Raw genomic sequence first — 17,175 nt, 5'->3', positions numbered from 1 at the left:
ATGCCGACCCCGGCGGACCCGGTCACGATCCACGCAACGACAGTGGCAATGTCGGGCCGCGGCGTCGCGATCGTGGGCGCGGCGGGTTCGGGGAAATCATCGCTTGCACTGCACATGATGGCACTGGGGGCTGTGCTGGTCTCGGATGACCGCACAGTGCTGCACAAGGAGGGTGCCCGGATCATGGCGGATGCACCCGACGCGCTGCGCGGTCTGATCGAGGCGCGGGGTGTCGGCGTCCTTAACGCCGAGGCTGCCGGGCCGGTCCCGGTGACGCTGGTGATTGATCTGGACCAAGATGAGACCCAACGCCTGCCGCAGCCGCATTCGTATACGCTGCTGGGCGTCGACTTGCCCTGTCTTCACAAGTGCGATACCGCCGCTTGGCCTGCCGCAATCAGACAGTATCTTAGGGCCGGAGCCGCCGACCTATGACGCAGCAGGATATGACCCAGACAGAACCCACCCATCGCCGCCTCGTGTTGATCACCGGACCGTCAGGTGCCGGCCGGTCCAGTGCCATCCGCGCGCTGGAAGATCTGGGGTTCGAGGCGATCGACAACATGCCCCTGCGTCTGATCCGCGCGCTGCTCGATGATCCGTCCAGCACCGGTCCGCTGGCGCTGGGGATAGACCCGCGCACGCGCGATTTTTCGGTGAATGCGGTCACGGACGCCCTGGGACAGATCGCGGCCGTGCCGGGGCTGGTGCCGGAGCTTTTGTATCTCGACTGCGACACCGACGTGCTGCTGCGTCGTTTTTCCGAGACGCGCCGCAGGCACCCGCTGGCCGATGGTGACCGCCCCGAGGCGGGTATCGCGCGCGAGCTTGACATGCTGGGACCTCTGCGTGCCCGTGCCGACATCCTGATCGACACCTCGCAGTTGAACGTCCACCAGTTGCGCGCCGCTGTCGAGGAATGGTTCGCCCCGGACGAGCAGGACCATCTGTCGGTCTCGGTCGAGAGCTTTTCGTACAAGCGCGGGCTGCCGCGCAGCGTCGACATGGTGTTTGACTGCCGGTTCCTGAAGAACCCCTATTGGGAGCCGTCGTTGCGCGCGGCCAATGGCACCGAGAAGATCGTGCAGGACCATATCGCCACAGATTCGCGCCATGCGGAATTTGTCGCCAAGACCACCGATCTCGCGCTGTGGTTGCTGCCGGCATTCGCGGAAGAGGGGAAATCGCACCTGTCGATCGCATTTGGATGTACCGGCGGGCAACATCGGTCGGTTGCCATGGCGGAAACCTGTGCTGCGGCCCTTGCGAAGGCAGGCTGGCAGGTGTCAATTAGGCATCGCGAATTGGACCGCCGGAAAAAGGACGGGGCAGAGTGATCGGAATTGTGATTGTTGCACATGGCGGACTGGCGCGAGAGTATCTCGCCGCCATCGAACATGTTGTCGGCTCGCAATCCGGTGTGCGCGCCATCGCCATCGAGGCGAACCACGACCGGGCCGAAAAACAGGCCGAGATCTGCACCGCAGCCGACGAAGTCGATGATGGCGACGGTGTCGTCGTGGTGACCGATCTTTATGGCGGGTCGCCGTCCAATCTGTCGCTGCGGGCCTGTCAGCCGCAGGGACGCCGCATTCTTTACGGTGCGAACTTGCCTATGCTGATCAAACTGGCCAAAAGTCGGCACAAACCTGTAGGCGATGCCGTTCGCGCGGCATTGGACGCGGGCAAAAAGTATATCGACAGCCAGAATGTCAGCGCAGAAAGCCCGAACCACGTATGACCAAATGCACCCTGAAGATCGTCAACGAAAAGGGGCTGCACGCCCGCGCGTCGGCCAAACTGGTCGAAGTCGTCGAGGCATTCGACGCGCAGGCCGAGGTCGTCAAGGACGGAATGTCGGCTTCGGGTGACAGTATTATGGGGCTTTTGATGTTGGCAGCCTCCAAAGGAACCTTTATTGACGTTGAAACCTCCGGTCCGGACGCCGAGGCGCTTGCAGAAGCGTTGACGGCCTTGGTCGCGGACAAATTCGGCGAAGGCGCCTGAACCTCAGGCGGTCGCTGATTTCACGGCATGACAAAGGGTGACACAGACGTGGTTGAAAGCTCGCAGAGCTCAGCAGGCTTGACACAGAGGCAGGACGAAACGGTCACGTTTACCAAATATGACCGCCGCAGCCTGTCCTATGCCTCGACCTTTGACGATCCGTGGAAAGCGCGCTTTATCCGTCTGATGGAGGCGTTTACCGGCAAGCTGACGATCCTGCGTCTGATCCGCAAATTTGAACGCCGGGGCGCGCCGCAGGGCCAGGCGTTCTGGCGCGCCTGCCTCGATGTGATGGGCATCGAGCTTACCACGCCGCAGAACCAGCTGGACCGTATCCCCAAGGAAGGGCCGGTCATCGTGGTGGCGAACCATCCGCACGGCATGGTCGACGGCATGATCTTTGGCGATCTGATCGGGCGTGTGCGCCCGGATTACCGCATCCTGACCCGTTCGCTTCTGACGGCCATCGACGAGGTGGCGGGCAGCTACATGATCCCCGTGCCGTTCCCGCACGACCCCGATGCGCAGCGCAAGGGCGTCGAGATGCGGGCCAAGGCGATGAAGCACCTGAAGGAGGGCGGTGTCGTCGCCCTGTTCCCTTCGGGGCAGGTCGCTGCATCGGAAACCTATATGGGGCCAGCGGTCGAGGCGGAGTGGAACGTGTTCACCGCCGCGTTGATCCGCCGGTCAGGTGCGACCGTGGTGCCGATGAAGTTCCCCGGTCAGAACAGCCGCGCCTACCAGATCGCCAACAAGCTGTCGCCGATGCTGCGGCAGGGGCTTTTGTTGCACGAGATCGTCTATTCGCTGAACAAGCCGCAGGGGCCTATCGTCGGCGACCCGATCCCGCCAGAGGACATCAAGGCCTGGGCCGATGATCCGCGCGGCTTCATGGCGTGGCTGCGCGCGCATACGCTCAACCTTGAAGGTTGAGCGCGGCCGTTAGCGCGTCGGCACCGGCGTTTCACCGCGATAGTCGTAGAACCCGCGCTCTGTCTTGCGACCCAGCCAGCCTGCCTCGACGTATTTGGTCAACAGCGGGCAGGGGCGGTACTTGGTGTCCGCCAGCCCGTCGTGCAGGACGTTCATGATCGCAAGGCAGGTGTCCAGACCGATGAAGTCCGCCAGTTCCAGCGGCCCCATCGGGTGGTTCGCACCCAGTTTCATCGAACTGTCGATGGATTGCACACTGCCGACGCCCTCGTAGAGGGTATAGACTGCTTCGTTGATCATCGGCATCAGGATGCGGTTGACGATGAAGGCGGGGAAATCCTCGGCGCTGGCAGCGGTCTTGCCCAGCTTGTCCACGACCTGTTTGCAGGCGTCGTAGGTTTCGGCATCGGTGGCGATGCCGCGGATCAGTTCGACCAGTTGCATCACCGGCACCGGGTTCATGAAGTGAAAGCCCATGAACTTCTCGGGCCGGTCCGTGCGGCTGGCCAGCCGGGTGATCGAGATCGACGAGGTGTTCGACGTCAGGATCGTATGGGGTTTCAGGTGGGGCAGCAGGTCCTCGAAGATCGCCTGCTTGACGGTTTCGCGTTCGGTCGCGGCCTCGATGATCAGATCGCTGGGGCCCAGATCGGTCAGCTTCACCGTCGTGGTGATCCGCGCCATCGCGTCGGCCTTGGTTTCGGCGGTGATCTTGTCGCGGCTGACCTGCCGTTCCATGTTGCTGTCGATCAGCGCTATGGCGGCTTTCAGCGCGTCGTCGCTGATGTCCGTCATCGTCACGTCATAGCCTGCAAGCGCCATCACATGCGCAATGCCGTTGCCCATTTGACCCGCGCCCACGATCCCGACCGTCTTGATGTCCATGAAATGCCCCTTCTGCTGTTAGCGCACCATATGCGTCCCGTGCCTCTGGCCGCAAGGTGTGAAGAGCCGCGCGGGCGGGTCTGACCCTGTTAGCAAATTCTAAGGACCTGCCCGTTATACCCGGCTTCGGGTGAAAATGAGAGGTGGGTTGATGACCTATGATGCTATGGGCCAGGGGCCCCTGGACTATTTGCCGTGTCGTTATGGCACGTCGAAGGTGTTGTTTCGCGGGCCGCGCAAGTCGTTGAAAAAGCCGTATGTGGCGTTTTTCGGCGGTACGGAGACATATGGGAAATTCGTGGCCAAACCGTTTCCGGTGCTGGTCGAGGAGCAGTTGGGGCTGCCTTGCGTCAATCTGGGCTGCACCAATGCGGGCATCGAGGTCTTTGCCTCTGATCCGCAACTGACGGAGATCGGGGCCAAGGCGAAGGTGACCGTGCTGCAGGTGCTGAGCGCACAGAATATGTCGAACCGGTTCTATTCGGTCCATCCGCGCCGCAATGACAGGTTTCTCAAGCCGTCTGGTCTGTTGGAGGCGATCTTTCGCGATGTGGACTTTGCTGAATTCAATTTCAACAAGCACATGCTGACGCATCTGAGCGCAGTTTCGCCCGTGCGGTTCCGCACCGTTCGTGACGAATTGCAAAGCGCGTGGGTCGCGTGGATGCACCACCTGCTGGGGCGTATTCCCGGCAAGACGGTTCTGTTGTGGTTCGGGGCTGTCGAACCGGATAACCGCGAGGACGCGATGGGTTGCGATCCGTGGTTCGTCACGCGCGAGATGATCGAGGCGTTGCGCGGCAGGGTTTCAGCCGTGGTCGAGGTAAAGGCATCGGATCACGCCCGCGCGCAGGGGACCGACGGCATGGTGTTTTCCGAGATGGAGCGCCCCGCCGCGCAGACCATGCTGGGTCCGGTGGCGCACGAGGAGGCCGCAGAGGCACTTGCCCCGGTGTTGCGGCAACTGCTGGGGCGTCTGGCAAAGACGTAAGACCGAGACGCAACAGGCCCGCCATCGCTGGCGGGCCCTTTCGTAGACGGCGGAAGGGCCGGGCCCGTCCGGTTTACAGTTTTTCGATCAGTTCGGGCACAGCCGTGAACAGGTCGGCAACCAGACCGTAATCGGCCACCTGGAAGATCGGCGCCTCTTCGTCCTTGTTGATCGCGACGATGATCTTGCTGTCTTTCATGCCCGCAAGGTGCTGGATCGCGCCGGAAATGCCGACCGCGACATAAAGCTCGGGGGCGACGACCTTGCCGGTCTGGCCGACCTGCCAGTCGTTCGGGGCATAGCCGCTGTCCACAGCCGCACGCGATGCGCCGACGGCGGCACCGAGTTTGTCTGCCAGTTGCTCGATCAGTTTGAAGTCGTCTTCCGACCCGACACCACGGCCGCCGGAGACAACGACACCGGCCGATGTCAGCTCGGGGCGGTCGCTGGCGGCGACCATGTCTTCGACCCAGGACGACAGACCGGGATCTGCGGCTGCTGAAATCGTCTCGACCGAAGCAGAGCCACCGGTTCCGGCGGCATCGAATGTCGATGTGCGGAAGGTGATGACTTTTTTCGCGTCTTTCGATTTCACGGTCTGGATCGCGTTGCCCGCGTAGATCGGACGCTCGAACGTGTCGCCGTCCACAACGCCGGAGGCGTCGGAGATGATCATCACGTCCAGGAGCGCCGCGACACGGGGCATCACGTTTTTCGCGTCGGTGGTGGCGGGGGCCACGATGTGCTCGTAGTCATCCGCAAGCGACACGATCAATGCTGCGGTGGATTCCGCAAGGCGGTGGCCGAGCGACGGGTCTTCGGCGACCAGCACCTTGGACACGCCTTCGATTGTCGCGGCCACTTCGCCCGCCGCAGCGGCAGAGCCGCCCGCGCACAGAACGGTCACGTCACCCAAGGCTTTCGAGGCGGTGACGGCTTTGGCGGTGGCGTCCATCGACAGTTCGCCGTCGGTCACTTCAGCAAGAAGCAGAACAGCCATTATACGACTCCTTTTTCTTTGAGTTTCGCCACCAGAGCGTCCACATCGGCAACCATTTCACCTGCCGCGCGGGCTTCGGGCTCTTTGGTGCTGATCACTTCCAGATGCAGCGCCGTGTCGACGCCGTAATCGGCTGCGGTCTTCTCATCCAGCGGCTTTTTCTTCGCCTTCATGATGTTGGGCAGCGAAGCATAGCGCGGCTCGTTCAGGCGCAGGTCGACCGAGATGACGGTCGGCATGTTGACTTCGATGGTTTGCAGGCCGCCGTCGACTTCGCGCGTGACCTTGGCCTTGTCGCCTTCGATCTCGACTTTCGAGGCGAATGTCGCCTGGCTCCAGCCCAGCAGTGCCGACAGCATCTGGCCGGTGGCGTTCATGTCGTTGTCGATCGCCTGCTTGCCGCAGAGCACGAGGCCCGGCTGCTCTTCTTCGACGACCGCCTTGAGGATCTTGGCGACGGTCAGCGGTTCGATGTCCTGATGCACGTCGTCCGCCGCGATCACCAGGATCGCACGGTCCGCGCCCATCGCCAGAGCGGTGCGCAGGGTTTCCTGCGCCTGCTTGACGCCGATGGAAACCGCGACGATTTCCTCGACCTGACCGGCCTCTTTCATACGGATCGCCTGTTCGACGGCAATCTCGTCGAACGGGTTCATCGACATTTTCACGTTTGCAAGATCAACACCCGATCCGTCCGCTTTGACGCGCACTTTCACGTTATAGTCGATCACGCGTTTGACAGGCACCAGCACCTTCATGAGCGTTCCTTCCTTGACAATATTCGACTCACCAAAAGGCAAGCCAACACTTCATTCCGAACGGGTTTACCCAAGCCCTCGGTGGGGAAACAGGGTAAAATCGTCACATTATGGGCTGGCGACGCCGCGTTTTGGCCCCGCCCTCCCGGTTTCGTTGCGTCAACGGTTCGCGCCCGGCACCCATAGCACATCGTCCTTGCCGCTGTTATTGGCAATGCGCGAGGCGACGAAAAACCAGTCGCTGAGACGGTTGAGGTATCTGATCGCCGACGGGTTGACCTGTTCCAATGTGGAAAGCTCTACCGCCAGACGCTCGGCCCGGCGCGAAACAGTACGGCAGACGTGCAGATGTGCGGCGAGTGCCGCACCGCCCGGCAGCACGAAGCTGCGCAGGGGCTCAAGCTCGGCGTTCATCACGTCGATCTCCTGCTCCAGCCGGTCCACCTGGGCGTCGATCATGCGCAGGGGCGGATATTCGGCCTTGGCGTCGCCCTCCATGTCGGGGCGGCACAGGTCCGCGCCCAGATCGAAAAGATCGTTCTGGATACGCGCAAGGGCTGCGTCGGTGGCCCCCGTCGCCTCAAGCCGTGCGACACCCACAAAGGCGTTCAGTTCGTCCGAAGTGCCATAGGCGTTGACCCGAGCGTTGTGCTTGGCCACGCGGCTGCCGTCGCCCAGGGCCGTTTCGCCCTTGTCGCCGGTACGTGTGTAGATTTTGTTCAGAACGACCATTTCAACCTCCTGACTGGCGCCACAGAATGGCAATCACGATCAACACCACGGCGGCAAATTGTGCCATGATCCGCATGCGCATCAGCTTGTTCGAGTTCTTCGAGGCCCAGCCGTCGCCCTTGGCAAAGCCGCCCAGCCCGGTGACCAGCACCAGAACGACGGCCGCACAGGCCAGCAGGATCAGGATGAACATTGGATCAGAGGTCATGACCAGTTCCTTATTCTGTGTTTGTAGACTGATGTAGTGGTCTGCGCGACGAATGCGAACCCGTTTGCGCCACTTAGGCCCGTGATAGTATCCAGTCGAGCGCCCGCGTCGGCAAAATCCGCTGCAGGAATCCCATGACATGCGTTGGGACCGTGACGTAATAACGCGGCTTCGGGCGGGGGCTTTCGATGGCGTGGATCAACTTTTTCACAACCGCTTCGGGGGGCAGTTCGAAGGTATCGGGCCCTGTATTCTCGGCATAGAGCCGTTTCAGCAGCTTGGTCTGGTACTGGTCGGCACGCGCCGAGGCGCGCCATTCGATCCAGCGTTCGAAATGTGTGACTGCATTGGTGCGAAACAGGCTGGTGACGGGGCCGGGTTCGATCAGGCAGATGTGAATATCGGTGTCGCGCATCTCGACACGCAGGGTGCTCGTCAGCCCTTCGAGCGCGTGTTTTGATGCATTATAGGCACCGCGCCACGGCATCGTGATGAACCCCAGGATCGACGAGCATTGCACGATCCGCCCGTGCCCTTGGGCGCGCATCACCGGGATCACGGCGCGGGTCAGCGTGTGCCAGCCAAAGAAATTCGCTTCGAACAGGGCGCGCAGCCCGTCGGTTGGCAGATCCTCGACCGCGCCGGGCGTTGCATGCGCGCCGTTGTTGAAGAGCGCGTCCAGCGTGCCGCCCGTGGCCGCCAGCACTTCGGCAAGGCCCGCGGTGATGCTGGCCTCGTCGGTATAGTCGATGCGCGGGCTGTCGAACCCTTCAGCGTGCAGGCGGGCGCAATCCTCGGCCTGTCGGCAGGATGCAAAGACCCGCCAGCCGCGTGCCCGCAGGCCATGCGCCGCCGCATATCCGATGCCCGAAGAGCATCCGGTGATGAGAATGGATTTCATGACATATCTGCCCGCAAGATCATGCGGGCAGGTGTGTCACGGGTGCGCGCTGTTGGCAATCAGCCGCTGGTCAGCAAAAAGTCGGCCATCCAACCCTCGGCGCCGCCCTCGATCGGGCGCAGCTTGACCCAGCCGTTGCCGGGGTCCTGCAGGATTTCGACCTGTGTGCCCCGTGTCAGATTGTCGACAACGCCGTACTGCGTGCCGGGGCCACCGCGCACGTTCACGCGGCTGGCCGAAACCGAGCGCATGTCGGAAAACCCGTTGTCCACCGTGACCAGTTGTTCGGTCTCGGGCTGGCTTGCCGCTTCGGGTTGGGCCGATGGGATCAGACTGGGCAGGATGATCTCTGGGCCATCCGAGACGTTCATTGATGCGCTGCTGAGCGTCGCGCCGTCGAAACCCGCAGGTTGCACCACGGTGGGCAACGGCTTGGCGGGTGCTGCGACATCGCTGGTGCTGGCCAGGTTCAGGGACACGCGTGTGACTTCGCCCGCGCTGCGCTGCGTGTCGACATCGGCAAGCAGTGTCTTGGGCGCGGTCGGTGCGGTCGGTGTGGTGTCATCAGCGTCAATGCGTGACATCCGCAGGGCTTCGCCGTCAAAGTCGGTCCCCCCGCTCATTTCGAAAAAGGCCCAGCCCAAAAACACAAACGTAAGAATAATGAAACGAAACATACAAATAACCCCCAGAAAAAACCCTGCATGCGCGGCAGCTTATGCGCGGGCTGTTTGTACCCTATCATGCAGGCGCACAAAGCGCAGCGAGAAACGGGTTCAGGCGTCTGCACCTGTAGTCCCCGTGTTGGTTATGCAACGCCGCACCCGTGCAAACGGTTCCCTGCGCGGATTGCAGTGTTTTGCCCTCTTGTCCCGTTTGGGGCAGATGACTACACAGCATCCATGTCAGATATCACCGAACCTTCCAATCTGGACCTGTCCGAACCGCTGCGCCGCGCGCTGGGGGATCGCTATCTGACCTATGCGCTGTCCACGATCATGCACCGTGCCTTGCCCGATGCGCGCGACGGGCTGAAACCGGTGCACCGCCGTATCCTGTTCGCGATGCGCGAATTGCGCCTGTCGTCTACCGGGGGCTTTCGCAAATCCGCCAAGATTTCCGGCGACGTGATGGGCAACTATCACCCGCACGGCGACGCCGCGATCTATGACGCGATGGCGCGTCTGGCGCAGGATTTCAACGTGCGCTACCCGCTGGTTGACGGTCAGGGCAACTTTGGCAACATCGACGGCGACAACCCCGCCGCCAGCCGCTACACCGAAGCGCGCATGACCGCCGTGGCCGAGGCGCTGCTGGACGGTCTGAACGAAAACGCCGTCGATTTTCGCGACAACTATGATGGTACGCTGACCGAACCGGTCGTTTTGCCCGCGCAGTTTCCCAACTTGCTGGCCAACGGATCGTCGGGCATCGCCGTGGGCATGGCGACCAACATCCCACCCCATAACATTGCCGAGCTGTGCGATGCCTGCCTGCATTTGATCAAGACACCGGATGCGCGCGACGACACGCTGTTGAATTTCGTCAAGGGCCCCGATTTCCCCACCGGCGGGATCATCGTCGAGCCGCCTGAAAGCATCGCCGAGAATTATCGCACGGGCAAAGGCGGCTTTCGTCTGCGCTGCCGCTACGAGGTCGAGGACCTGGGGCGCGGGCAATGGCAGATCGTGGTCACCGAGATCCCCTATCAGGTGCAGAAATCCAAGCTGATCGAAAAGCTGGCCGAGGTGATCCAGACCAAGAAGGTTCCGATCCTGGGCGACGTGCGCGACGAAAGCGCTGATGACATCCGGCTGGTGCTGGAACCGCGTTCGAAAAACGTCGACCCCGATGTGCTGATGGGGATGCTCTACCGCAACACCGATCTGGAAGTGCGGTTTTCGATGAACATGAACGTGCTGATCGACGGCGTGACGCCCAAGGTCTGCTCGATGAAGGAGGTGCTGCGCGCTTTCCTCGATTTCCGCCGCGAAGTGCTGGAGCGGCGCAGCCTGCACCGCATGGAAAAGATCGACCATCGGCTGGAAGTGCTGGAAGGCTTCATCATTGCCTTCCTCAACCTGGACCGTCTGATCGACATCATCCGCTATGACGACGCGCCCAAGGCCGCGCTGATGCGCGAAGACTGGGGCCGCGATCATGTGCGTGCCACGGACGAGAACGACTACCGCTCGCCGCCGCCCGCGACCGAGGAATCGCTGACCGACGTTCAGGCCGACGCGATCCTGAACATGCGTCTGCGCAGCCTGCGCCGTCTGGAAGAGCTGGAATTGTTGCGCGAACAATCCGCCCTGATGGAAGAGCGCGCGGGCCTTGAAGATCTGCTGGAAAACCCGCACCTGCAATGGGACGCGATCGCCGAGCAGTTGAAGGTGACCAAGAAGCAGTTCGGCAAGGACTGGTCGATTGGCGACACGCCCAACGCGGGCGCACGCCGCACCACATTTGCCGAAGCCGGACAGGTCGAAGACGTGCCGCTGGAGGCGATGATCGACCGCGAACCGATCACCGTGGTGTGCAGCCAGATGGGCTGGATCCGCGCGATGACCGGCCACATCGACCTGACGCGCGAGCTGAAGTTCAAGGACGGCGACGCGCCGCGCTTTGTCTTTCATGCCGAAACCACCGACAGGCTGCTGGTCTTCGGGTCGAACGGGCGGTTTTATACGCTTTCGGCTGCCAATCTGCCCGGCGGGCGTGGCATGGGCGAGCCGCTGCGTCTGATGGTCGATCTGCCGAACGAGGCGCAGATCGTCGATCTGTTCATCCACCAGCCCGACGCCAGATTGCTGGTCGCCTCGACCGCAGGCGACGGGTTCGTGGTGCCCGAAAACGAGGTGATCGCGCAGACCCGCAGCGGCAAGCAGGTGTTAAACGTGCGCGGCGATGTCTCGGCACTGGTGTGCAAGCGCGTGACCGGCGATGCCGTCGCCGTGGTGGGCGAAAACCGCAAGGTTCTGGTGTTCGATCTGACTGAGCTGCCCGAAATGGGCCGGGGCAAGGGCGTGCGTCTGCAAAAATACAAGGACGGTGGCCTGTCCGATGCCACGACCTTTACCCTGGCCGACGGGCTGACATGGCTGGACCCGGCGGGCCGCACCCGCACGCAGACCGACCTGGCCGAGTGGCGTGGCAAGCGCGCGGGTTCGGGCCGCATGGCTCCACGTGGATTTCCCCGCGACAACCGATTCAACCAAAGCTAGTCTTGCACGTACGAGACCCATTTCCGGCTCGACAGAAATGCGCAGGCAACATGCGCATGTAAAAAGCTATTTTTGACGAAGGACACGGCACATCATGAACGCGACAATCAGCGGTGAATATCACGGCAAGGCGGGACCTTTGTTCTCGCTTTATTTCAAGACCGCATTTCTGACCCTGATCACTCTGGGCATCTATCGGTTCTGGGCAAAGACCCGCATTCGCAAATACATCTGGTCGGCAACCTCGGGCGATGGCGACAGCTTTGAATACACCGGCACCGGGCTGGAAAAGTTGCTGGGTTTTCTGTTCGCGATCGTGGTTCTGGCGATCTACCTGGGCATCGTGCAGATGGCGCTGTTCTACTTCGGTCTGAACCTGTTTACCGAGCCGCGCAACGACATCGAAGCGCTGGCGCAGGTCGGCGCGATCTACATCACATTGCTGGCGGTGCTGCCGCTGTTGTTGTTCGCCGCCTATCGCGCGCGCCGGTACAAGACCGCGCGCACCCGCTGGCGGGGTCTGCGGTTCGGCATGGACAACGGCGCCTGGGGCTATGTCTGGCGCGCGTTGGGCCACGGGCTTTTGACACTGATCACCCTGGGCATCCTGCTGCCGCGCCAGACCTTCTGGCTGGAAAAGTACATGACTGACCGGATGTGGTACGGCGATGCGAAGTTCGAGCAGTCCGGCCGCTGGCAATCGCTTTATCCGGGGTTGAAACATGTGCTTTTTGCCGTGCTGCTGATCGGGATCGGCACCGCCTTGGGCATCTCTGCCGAGTCCCCCTTTCTGGTGATCGGATCGGCGTTCGTCGGATATATCTGGTTGATCGTGGGCGGTGTTTATTACCGCATCTACGCGTTCAACGTGATGACGCGCGCCAAGGTGCTTGATGGTGCGGTGACCTTCGATTCCGGTGCGCGCACGGGGCGGGTGGTCTGGATCGTGCTGACGGGAATTGCGGCGATCATCGGTGCTACGATTGTCGGCGTGCTGGTGATGGGGCTGGTTTTGATGGCCTCGCTAGGGCTGAGTTTCGGATCGGTGGCCTCGGTGTTCGGCGATGCCGGTCCGGGGGACTTTGACCCGAGCGGCGGCATTCTCGGCGGCATCCTGGTTGCCGTGCTCTACGTGGCGCTGATCCTTGCGCTGGGCGGGCTGTCGCTGGTGATGATCACCCAGCGCATCATCGGTCACGTGGTGTCGTCGGTGGTCGTGGGCAACGCGCCGCATCTCGAACAGGTCCGCCAGCGTGCCGCCGATCCTGGAGCGGATGCGGAAGGTTTCGCCGACGCGCTCGACATCGGTGGAGCGATCTGAGTGGAGCAGACTGCGCGGTATTTCGACGGCGAAACGGGTCTGCGTCTGGACGTGGACCTGGCGCTGGACCCCGCTGCGCAGGTTCTGACATTGCGCCACCCCGATCTGCCGCAGGGCGTTCAGCATTGGCCAATGGATGCCCTGCGCGCGCTTGCGGATCAGGCCCGTTCGGATCAGCTGGTGCTGACCCTGCGGGCCGATCATTCCTACGACAGCGGGCTTATCGAGACCGCGCGGCTGACGGTGTTCGATGCGCAGATGATCCGCGACATCACGCGGCTTTGCCCCGATCTGCGCCGCCGTGACGTGGCAAAGGGTACGGCGCAAAAGGTGCTCACGCGGCTGGGGCTGGCGGTCGGGGCGCTGGCGGTGATGATCTTTGTCATCCTGCCCGCGATGGCTGGCACGATGGCGCTGATCATCCCGATCGAAAGAGAAGTCGCCTGGGGCAAGTCCATGGTCCGCCAGATGGAGCGTTTCATGGGCGGGGACGAGGCGGGTACGCTGATCTGTTCCAGCCCTGCAGGCGACGCGGCGCTGGAGAAGCTGACCGACAGGCTGACGGGGACCACGGGCGTCGCATATGATCTGAATATCTCGGTGATGAACCACGAAATGGTCAACGCCTTTGCCGCGCCCGGTGGTCAGATCGTGCTGGTGCGCGGCTTGATCGAGGCCGCCGTGACGCCCGAAGCGGTGGGGGCTGTGCTGGCCCACGAGATTGCCCATGTCGAGAACCGCGACAGCACGCGCGGCGCGCTGCGCGCGGCAGGCTCGGCGGGGCTTCTGGGTCTGGTGCTGGGCGATTTCGCGGGCGGCACGGTTGCGGTTGCGATGGCGGAATGGATGCTCAACTCAAGCTACACCCGCGAGGCCGAGGCCGAGGCCGATCTTTACGCGCTGACCATGCTGGATAACGCCGGGGTCACGACCCGCGGCTTTGCAGATTTCTTCGACAGTCTGTCCGATATAGAAAGCATCATGCCGGACCTGCCGACCTATATGTCCAGCCATCCCGAAACCGCCGCGCGCGCCGACGCCGCCCGCGACTTTGCCGCGACACAAGGAGCGACGGAGCCGCTGCTGAACGATGTCGAATTCAAGGCGCTGAAAGCGATCTGTGACTGAGGCTGCTTCATCTTGCCAACTAAACTCCGGGGGAGACGCGAAGCGTCGGGGGCAGCGCCCCCACCCTACGCAGGTTCCGCGGTCAGCCAGACGCCGCCCTCGGGCCGGAGCGTCAGGATCATCACCGGCTTGGGATCACGCCCCTCTACAGGTTTGAACCGGAACCGCGACAATATGGTCGCAAGAATGATCACCGCCTCTTGCAGCGCGAAGGACGCGCCGATGCAGATGCGCGGGCCGTCGCCGAAGGGCAGATAGGCGTAGCGGTCGATGGACTTGCGGTCTGCAAACCGCTCCGGGCGAAACGCATCGGCGTCTTCCCACAAGAGTTTCGACCGTCCCAGCGCGTAGATCGGGATCATCACCGTATCCCCCGGCAGGATGTCGCGCCCGCCCAGAGTGTCTTTTTTCAGCGCGGTGCGCGACACGATCCCGGCAGGCGGATAGAGGCGCAGCGCCTCGTCGACGATCTGCCGGATGAAAGGCAGGTTGACCACGTCATCCGCACCCGCCGCGCGCCCCTGAAGCACCGATTGCGCCTCGGCGCGGGCGCGGTCCTGCACGTCCTGATCGAAGGCCACCAGGTACATCGACCACGCCAGCGTCAGCGCGGTCGTCTCGTGGCCCGCGACGATGAAGGTCAGCAGGTTGTCGCGCAGCTCGGCGGTGGACATCGTGCGCCCGGACTTGGGGTCCTCACCCGCCAACAGCAGATCCAGCAGGTCGGGCACCGGGCTGGTGCCACGGGCGGCGCGCGCCTCGATGGCCTTGTCGGCGACCGATTTCATCTCTTTCAGCGCCTTGCCCGACATCACCCGACCGGGGCGCGGCACCCAGTCGGGAAAGCCCAGAATATCGAAGAGCGAGATCTTGCCCGCCTCGGAGATATAGCTGTCGATGGCGTTGTGCACCCCGTCGCGGTCGAACGTATCGCCGCCCGAGAAGGTCACATCGGCGATCACGTCGAAGGTCGTGGTCACCATTTCGTCCAGCAGGTTGACCGCACGCGGACCCGCATCTGCGATCCGGTCGCAGGCGCGGTCGGCGGCCTCTGACATGATCGGGGCCAGGGCCGATACGTTGCGGTGCGAAAACACCGGTGCCGCCGTGCGCCGTTGCCAGCGCCAGTGCGCGCCCTCTGCGATGAACAGCGATTCTCCGATGGCGGGCTTCAGCAGGTTCTTGGTCACCAGCGACTTGGGATAATCATCTACCCGGTCGAGCAGCATCTCGCGTATCGCCTGTGGGTCCATGACCATATGCCAGCGCTTGCCGGTCTTGCCCGACACCATCGGCTGCGTCGTGGCAATCTCGGGCAGGATCGACAGCACGTTGCGCCGCGCCTCCTGCAGGCTGCGCAGCAGGCCCCAGGGCTCGTTGACCAATGGCACGCGGACGGGCAGGGGGCTCAGGGCGGCTTGCGGCAGAACCGTGTCGGGCATCATGCTCTCCTTGTTTGGTTAGGATATAAGTGCATTGACCCCGCGTGCAATCGCGCTGCGACCAATTGCACCTGTGTCGATCATCCGCTAGGCCTTTGCCCGAACAATCCTTTCGGGAGGACTGCAATGCTGCGGCTTGTGATGATGATGTGCGTGATGGGTCTGGTGACGGCCTGTGGCGGTGCCAGAGACCTGAACGACAAACCGGTGCCTTTGGGCAATTTCAACCTGATGCACAACGTCGTCGTCGCGCCCAAGGCGCAAAAGGGCCCGCTGAGCCGCGATGCCACCGAAGAGCAGCTGACCTCGGCCGTCCAGAGCGCCATCGCCCAGCGGTTCGACCGCTATGACGGCGACAGCAATTATCACTTCGGCGTCTCGGTCGAGGGCTATGTGCTGGCAGCCCCCGGCGTGCCGCTGGTGTTGTCGCCAAAGTCGATCCTGATCATCAACCTGACGGTCTGGGATGACGCGGCGGGTAAGAAACTGACCGACAAGCCGCACACGATCACCGTGTTGGAAACCTTCGGCACCGGCACCGTCGTCGGATCGGGCTATACGCTTTCTGCCGAAGAGCAGCTGCAACAGCTGTCTGAAAACGTGGCCAAGGCGATCGAGCGCTATCTGGTCAAACAGATGGACGAGGAAGGCTGGTTCGTCACCACCGGCTCCGGACGTCCGGGCGTGGTGGCGGCAGAGACATCGGAAACGGCGATGGCCGACGCGCCGGCCCTGTCTGCGGACGCGGAAGTGGCCGCCGAGTAAAGATTTTCCCGCGCGTGAATTGCGCGCGGGGGTTTGCGCCAATAGGCCGATGCCGCAGCGGCCGGGCAGGGGGGCAAAACGATGAAGACCGCTTGATTTTCCTGCGCAATGGCAATACATGCCGCGCGGAACGCATTTGGGTCTGCAAGGATTCCACAACCAAAAAGGGCACCTCTCATGGGTAAGGCAAAGTTTGAACGCAACAAACCGCACGTCAACATCGGCACCATCGGCCACGTTGACCACGGCAAGACCACGCTGACCGCGGCGATCACCAAGTATTTCGGTGACTTCCGTGCGTATGACCAGATCGACGGCGCCCCCGAAGAGAAAGCCCGCGGCATCACCATCTCGACCGCACACGTCGAGTATGAGACCGAAACGCGTCACTATGCGCACGTCGATTGCCCCGGCCACGCCGACTACGTCAAGAACATGATCACCGGTGCCGCCCAGATGGACGGCGCGATCCTGGTCGTGAACGCAGCCGACGGCCCGATGCCGCAAACGCGCGAGCACATCCTGCTGGGCCGCCAGGTGGGCATTCCCTACATGGTCGTCTACATGAACAAGGTCGACCAGGTTGACGACGAGGAACTGCTGGAACTGGTGGAAATGGAAATCCGCGAGCTTCTGTCGAAGTACGAATACCCCGGCGACGACATTCCGATCATCCCCGGCTCCGCTCTGCACGCGATGAACGGCACCGAGCCTGCGATCGGCGAAGAGTCGATCAAGAAGCTGATGGCAGCGGTCGACGAATACATCCCGACACCCGAGCGTGCCGTGGACCAGCCGTTCCTGATGCCGGTCGAAGACGTGTTCTCGATCTCGGGTCGTGGTACGGTTGTGACCGGTCGTATCGAGCGTGGCGTGATCA

The 17,175-nt window shown here is 62.5% G+C and carries 19 protein-coding genes; 11 read left to right on the top strand and 8 right to left on the bottom strand.

Going from position 1 to position 17,175, the window contains the following annotated elements; all coding sequences use genetic code 11:
* From NTA49_RS00095 to NTA49_RS00075, 5 genes are read left to right on the top strand one after another with little or no spacing between them, the layout of a single operon-like run.
* Window positions 1–435 carry an HPr kinase/phosphorylase gene (locus tag NTA49_RS00095; protein ID WP_258292612.1) on the top strand — a complete coding sequence of 145 codons (435 nt, stop codon included), beginning with the start codon at window positions 1–3 and terminating at the stop codon, window positions 433–435.
* Window positions 436–446: 11 nt separating this feature from the next.
* Window positions 447–1,337 carry an RNase adapter RapZ gene (rapZ, locus tag NTA49_RS00090; protein WP_258292611.1) on the top strand — a complete coding sequence of 297 codons (891 nt, stop codon included), beginning with the start codon at window positions 447–449 and terminating at the stop codon, window positions 1,335–1,337.
* Window positions 1,334–1,741 carry a PTS sugar transporter subunit IIA gene (locus NTA49_RS00085; RefSeq protein WP_258292610.1) on the top strand — a complete coding sequence of 136 codons (408 nt, stop codon included), beginning with the start codon at window positions 1,334–1,336 and terminating at the stop codon, window positions 1,739–1,741. The genes rapZ and NTA49_RS00085 overlap by 4 nt, the downstream gene beginning before the upstream one ends.
* Complete coding sequence (locus tag NTA49_RS00080; RefSeq protein WP_258292609.1) at window positions 1,738–2,007, top strand: HPr family phosphocarrier protein; 270 nt, start codon at window positions 1,738–1,740, stop codon at window positions 2,005–2,007. The genes NTA49_RS00085 and NTA49_RS00080 overlap by 4 nt, the downstream gene beginning before the upstream one ends.
* Window positions 2,008–2,055: 48 nt before the next feature.
* The gene (locus tag NTA49_RS00075) at window positions 2,056–2,940 is read left to right on the top strand and encodes a lysophospholipid acyltransferase family protein (protein ID WP_332844275.1); all 885 of its coding nucleotides are present in this window, start codon (window positions 2,056–2,058) and stop codon (window positions 2,938–2,940) included.
* A 9-nt stretch (window positions 2,941–2,949) separates the two neighbouring features.
* Here NTA49_RS00075 and NTA49_RS00070 read toward each other — a convergent pair whose 3' ends face one another.
* Entirely contained in the window at window positions 2,950–3,825 is an 876-nt protein-coding gene (locus NTA49_RS00070) for a 3-hydroxybutyryl-CoA dehydrogenase (protein WP_258292607.1), read from the bottom strand.
* Between the two features lie 151 nt (window positions 3,826–3,976).
* Here NTA49_RS00070 and NTA49_RS00065 point away from each other — a divergent pair, with 151 nt between their 5' ends.
* Window positions 3,977–4,816, top strand: coding sequence for a DUF6473 family protein (locus NTA49_RS00065; RefSeq protein WP_258292606.1), 840 nt, complete (start codon window positions 3,977–3,979; stop codon window positions 4,814–4,816).
* A gap of 73 nt (window positions 4,817–4,889) precedes the next feature.
* Here NTA49_RS00065 and NTA49_RS00060 read toward each other — a convergent pair whose 3' ends face one another.
* The 6 genes from NTA49_RS00060 to NTA49_RS00035 form a co-directional block, all read right to left on the bottom strand.
* Window positions 4,890–5,816 (bottom strand): electron transfer flavoprotein subunit alpha/FixB family protein, encoded by a 927-nt coding sequence (locus tag NTA49_RS00060; protein WP_258292605.1) that lies wholly within the window; start codon window positions 5,814–5,816, stop codon window positions 4,890–4,892.
* Complete coding sequence (locus NTA49_RS00055) at window positions 5,816–6,574, bottom strand: electron transfer flavoprotein subunit beta/FixA family protein (protein WP_258292604.1); 759 nt, start codon at window positions 6,572–6,574, stop codon at window positions 5,816–5,818. Before NTA49_RS00055 ends, NTA49_RS00060 begins: the two co-directional genes overlap by 1 nt.
* Before the next feature lie 159 nt (window positions 6,575–6,733).
* Window positions 6,734–7,306 carry a cob(I)yrinic acid a,c-diamide adenosyltransferase gene (locus NTA49_RS00050; RefSeq protein WP_258292603.1) on the bottom strand — a complete coding sequence of 191 codons (573 nt, stop codon included), beginning with the start codon at window positions 7,304–7,306 and terminating at the stop codon, window positions 6,734–6,736.
* 1 nt (window position 7,307) lies between these two features.
* Window positions 7,308–7,514 (bottom strand): twin transmembrane helix small protein, encoded by a 207-nt coding sequence (locus tag NTA49_RS00045; RefSeq protein WP_258292602.1) that lies wholly within the window; start codon window positions 7,512–7,514, stop codon window positions 7,308–7,310.
* A gap of 73 nt (window positions 7,515–7,587) precedes the next feature.
* Window positions 7,588–8,415, bottom strand: coding sequence for an SDR family NAD(P)-dependent oxidoreductase (locus tag NTA49_RS00040; protein WP_258292601.1), 828 nt, complete (start codon window positions 8,413–8,415; stop codon window positions 7,588–7,590).
* 59 nt (window positions 8,416–8,474) lie between these two features.
* A complete protein-coding gene (locus NTA49_RS00035) occupies window positions 8,475–9,038 on the bottom strand; it encodes an SH3 domain-containing protein (RefSeq protein WP_258292600.1) in 564 nt (187 codons plus the stop codon).
* A gap of 279 nt (window positions 9,039–9,317) precedes the next feature.
* On the opposite strand from NTA49_RS00035, the gene parC reads away from it, so the two are divergent.
* From parC to NTA49_RS00020, 3 genes are all read left to right on the top strand, one after another.
* Window positions 9,318–11,639 (top strand): DNA topoisomerase IV subunit A, encoded by a 2,322-nt coding sequence (gene parC / locus NTA49_RS00030; protein ID WP_258292599.1) that lies wholly within the window; start codon window positions 9,318–9,320, stop codon window positions 11,637–11,639.
* 94 nt (window positions 11,640–11,733) lie between these two features.
* On the top strand, window positions 11,734–12,960 hold the full coding sequence (locus NTA49_RS00025) for a YjgN family protein (protein ID WP_258292598.1): 1,227 nt from the start codon (window positions 11,734–11,736) through the stop codon (window positions 12,958–12,960).
* Window positions 12,961–14,088 (top strand): M48 family metallopeptidase, encoded by a 1,128-nt coding sequence (locus tag NTA49_RS00020; RefSeq protein WP_258292597.1) that lies wholly within the window; start codon window positions 12,961–12,963, stop codon window positions 14,086–14,088. It abuts the gene before it with no gap.
* A 65-nt stretch (window positions 14,089–14,153) separates the two neighbouring features.
* On the opposite strand, the gene NTA49_RS00015 is transcribed toward NTA49_RS00020, so the two are convergent.
* Window positions 14,154–15,530, bottom strand: coding sequence for a cytochrome P450 (locus tag NTA49_RS00015; protein WP_258292596.1), 1,377 nt, complete (start codon window positions 15,528–15,530; stop codon window positions 14,154–14,156).
* Between the two features lie 126 nt (window positions 15,531–15,656).
* Here NTA49_RS00015 and NTA49_RS00010 point away from each other — a divergent pair, with 126 nt between their 5' ends.
* The gene (locus tag NTA49_RS00010) at window positions 15,657–16,295 is read left to right on the top strand and encodes a hypothetical protein (RefSeq protein WP_258292595.1); all 639 of its coding nucleotides are present in this window, start codon (window positions 15,657–15,659) and stop codon (window positions 16,293–16,295) included.
* Between the two features lie 177 nt (window positions 16,296–16,472).
* The coding region (locus NTA49_RS00005) for a GTP-binding protein (protein WP_258292594.1) at window positions 16,473–17,175 on the top strand (703 nt) is incomplete at its 3' end.

This window comes from Pseudosulfitobacter koreensis (genome assembly GCF_024733015.1).
Taxonomy (GTDB): domain Bacteria; phylum Pseudomonadota; class Alphaproteobacteria; order Rhodobacterales; family Rhodobacteraceae; genus Pseudosulfitobacter; species Pseudosulfitobacter koreensis.
Note: the sequence above shows the minus strand (reverse complement) of the source record. Positions and strands in the feature narration are given on the sequence as shown.

Excerpts from the sequence above, each read along its gene's own strand:
- rapZ (WP_258292611.1), top strand. The coding sequence starts at position 447 with ATGACCCAGACAGAACCCACCCATCGCCGCCTCGTGTTGATCACCGGA.
- NTA49_RS00015 (WP_258292596.1), bottom strand. The coding sequence starts at position 15,530 with ATGCCCGACACGGTTCTGCCGCAAGCCGCCCTGAGCCCCCTGCCCGTC.
- NTA49_RS00055 (WP_258292604.1), bottom strand. The coding sequence starts at position 6,574 with ATGAAGGTGCTGGTGCCTGTCAAACGCGTGATCGACTATAACGTGAAA.
- NTA49_RS00070 (WP_258292607.1), bottom strand. The coding sequence starts at position 3,825 with ATGGACATCAAGACGGTCGGGATCGTGGGCGCGGGTCAAATGGGCAAC.
- NTA49_RS00025 (WP_258292598.1), top strand. The coding sequence starts at position 11,734 with ATGAACGCGACAATCAGCGGTGAATATCACGGCAAGGCGGGACCTTTG.
- NTA49_RS00095 (WP_258292612.1), top strand. The coding sequence starts at position 1 with ATGCCGACCCCGGCGGACCCGGTCACGATCCACGCAACGACAGTGGCA.
- NTA49_RS00035 (WP_258292600.1), bottom strand. The coding sequence starts at position 9,038 with ATGAGCGGGGGGACCGACTTTGACGGCGAAGCCCTGCGGATGTCACGC.
- NTA49_RS00050 (WP_258292603.1), bottom strand. The coding sequence starts at position 7,306 with ATGGTCGTTCTGAACAAAATCTACACACGTACCGGCGACAAGGGCGAA.
- NTA49_RS00010 (WP_258292595.1), top strand. The coding sequence starts at position 15,657 with ATGCTGCGGCTTGTGATGATGATGTGCGTGATGGGTCTGGTGACGGCC.
- NTA49_RS00060 (WP_258292605.1), bottom strand. The coding sequence starts at position 5,816 with ATGGCTGTTCTGCTTCTTGCTGAAGTGACCGACGGCGAACTGTCGATG.
- NTA49_RS00040 (WP_258292601.1), bottom strand. The coding sequence starts at position 8,415 with ATGAAATCCATTCTCATCACCGGATGCTCTTCGGGCATCGGATATGCG.
- NTA49_RS00045 (WP_258292602.1), bottom strand. The coding sequence starts at position 7,514 with ATGACCTCTGATCCAATGTTCATCCTGATCCTGCTGGCCTGTGCGGCC.
- NTA49_RS00080 (WP_258292609.1), top strand. The coding sequence starts at position 1,738 with ATGACCAAATGCACCCTGAAGATCGTCAACGAAAAGGGGCTGCACGCC.
- NTA49_RS00065 (WP_258292606.1), top strand. The coding sequence starts at position 3,977 with ATGACCTATGATGCTATGGGCCAGGGGCCCCTGGACTATTTGCCGTGT.
- parC (WP_258292599.1), top strand. The coding sequence starts at position 9,318 with ATGTCAGATATCACCGAACCTTCCAATCTGGACCTGTCCGAACCGCTG.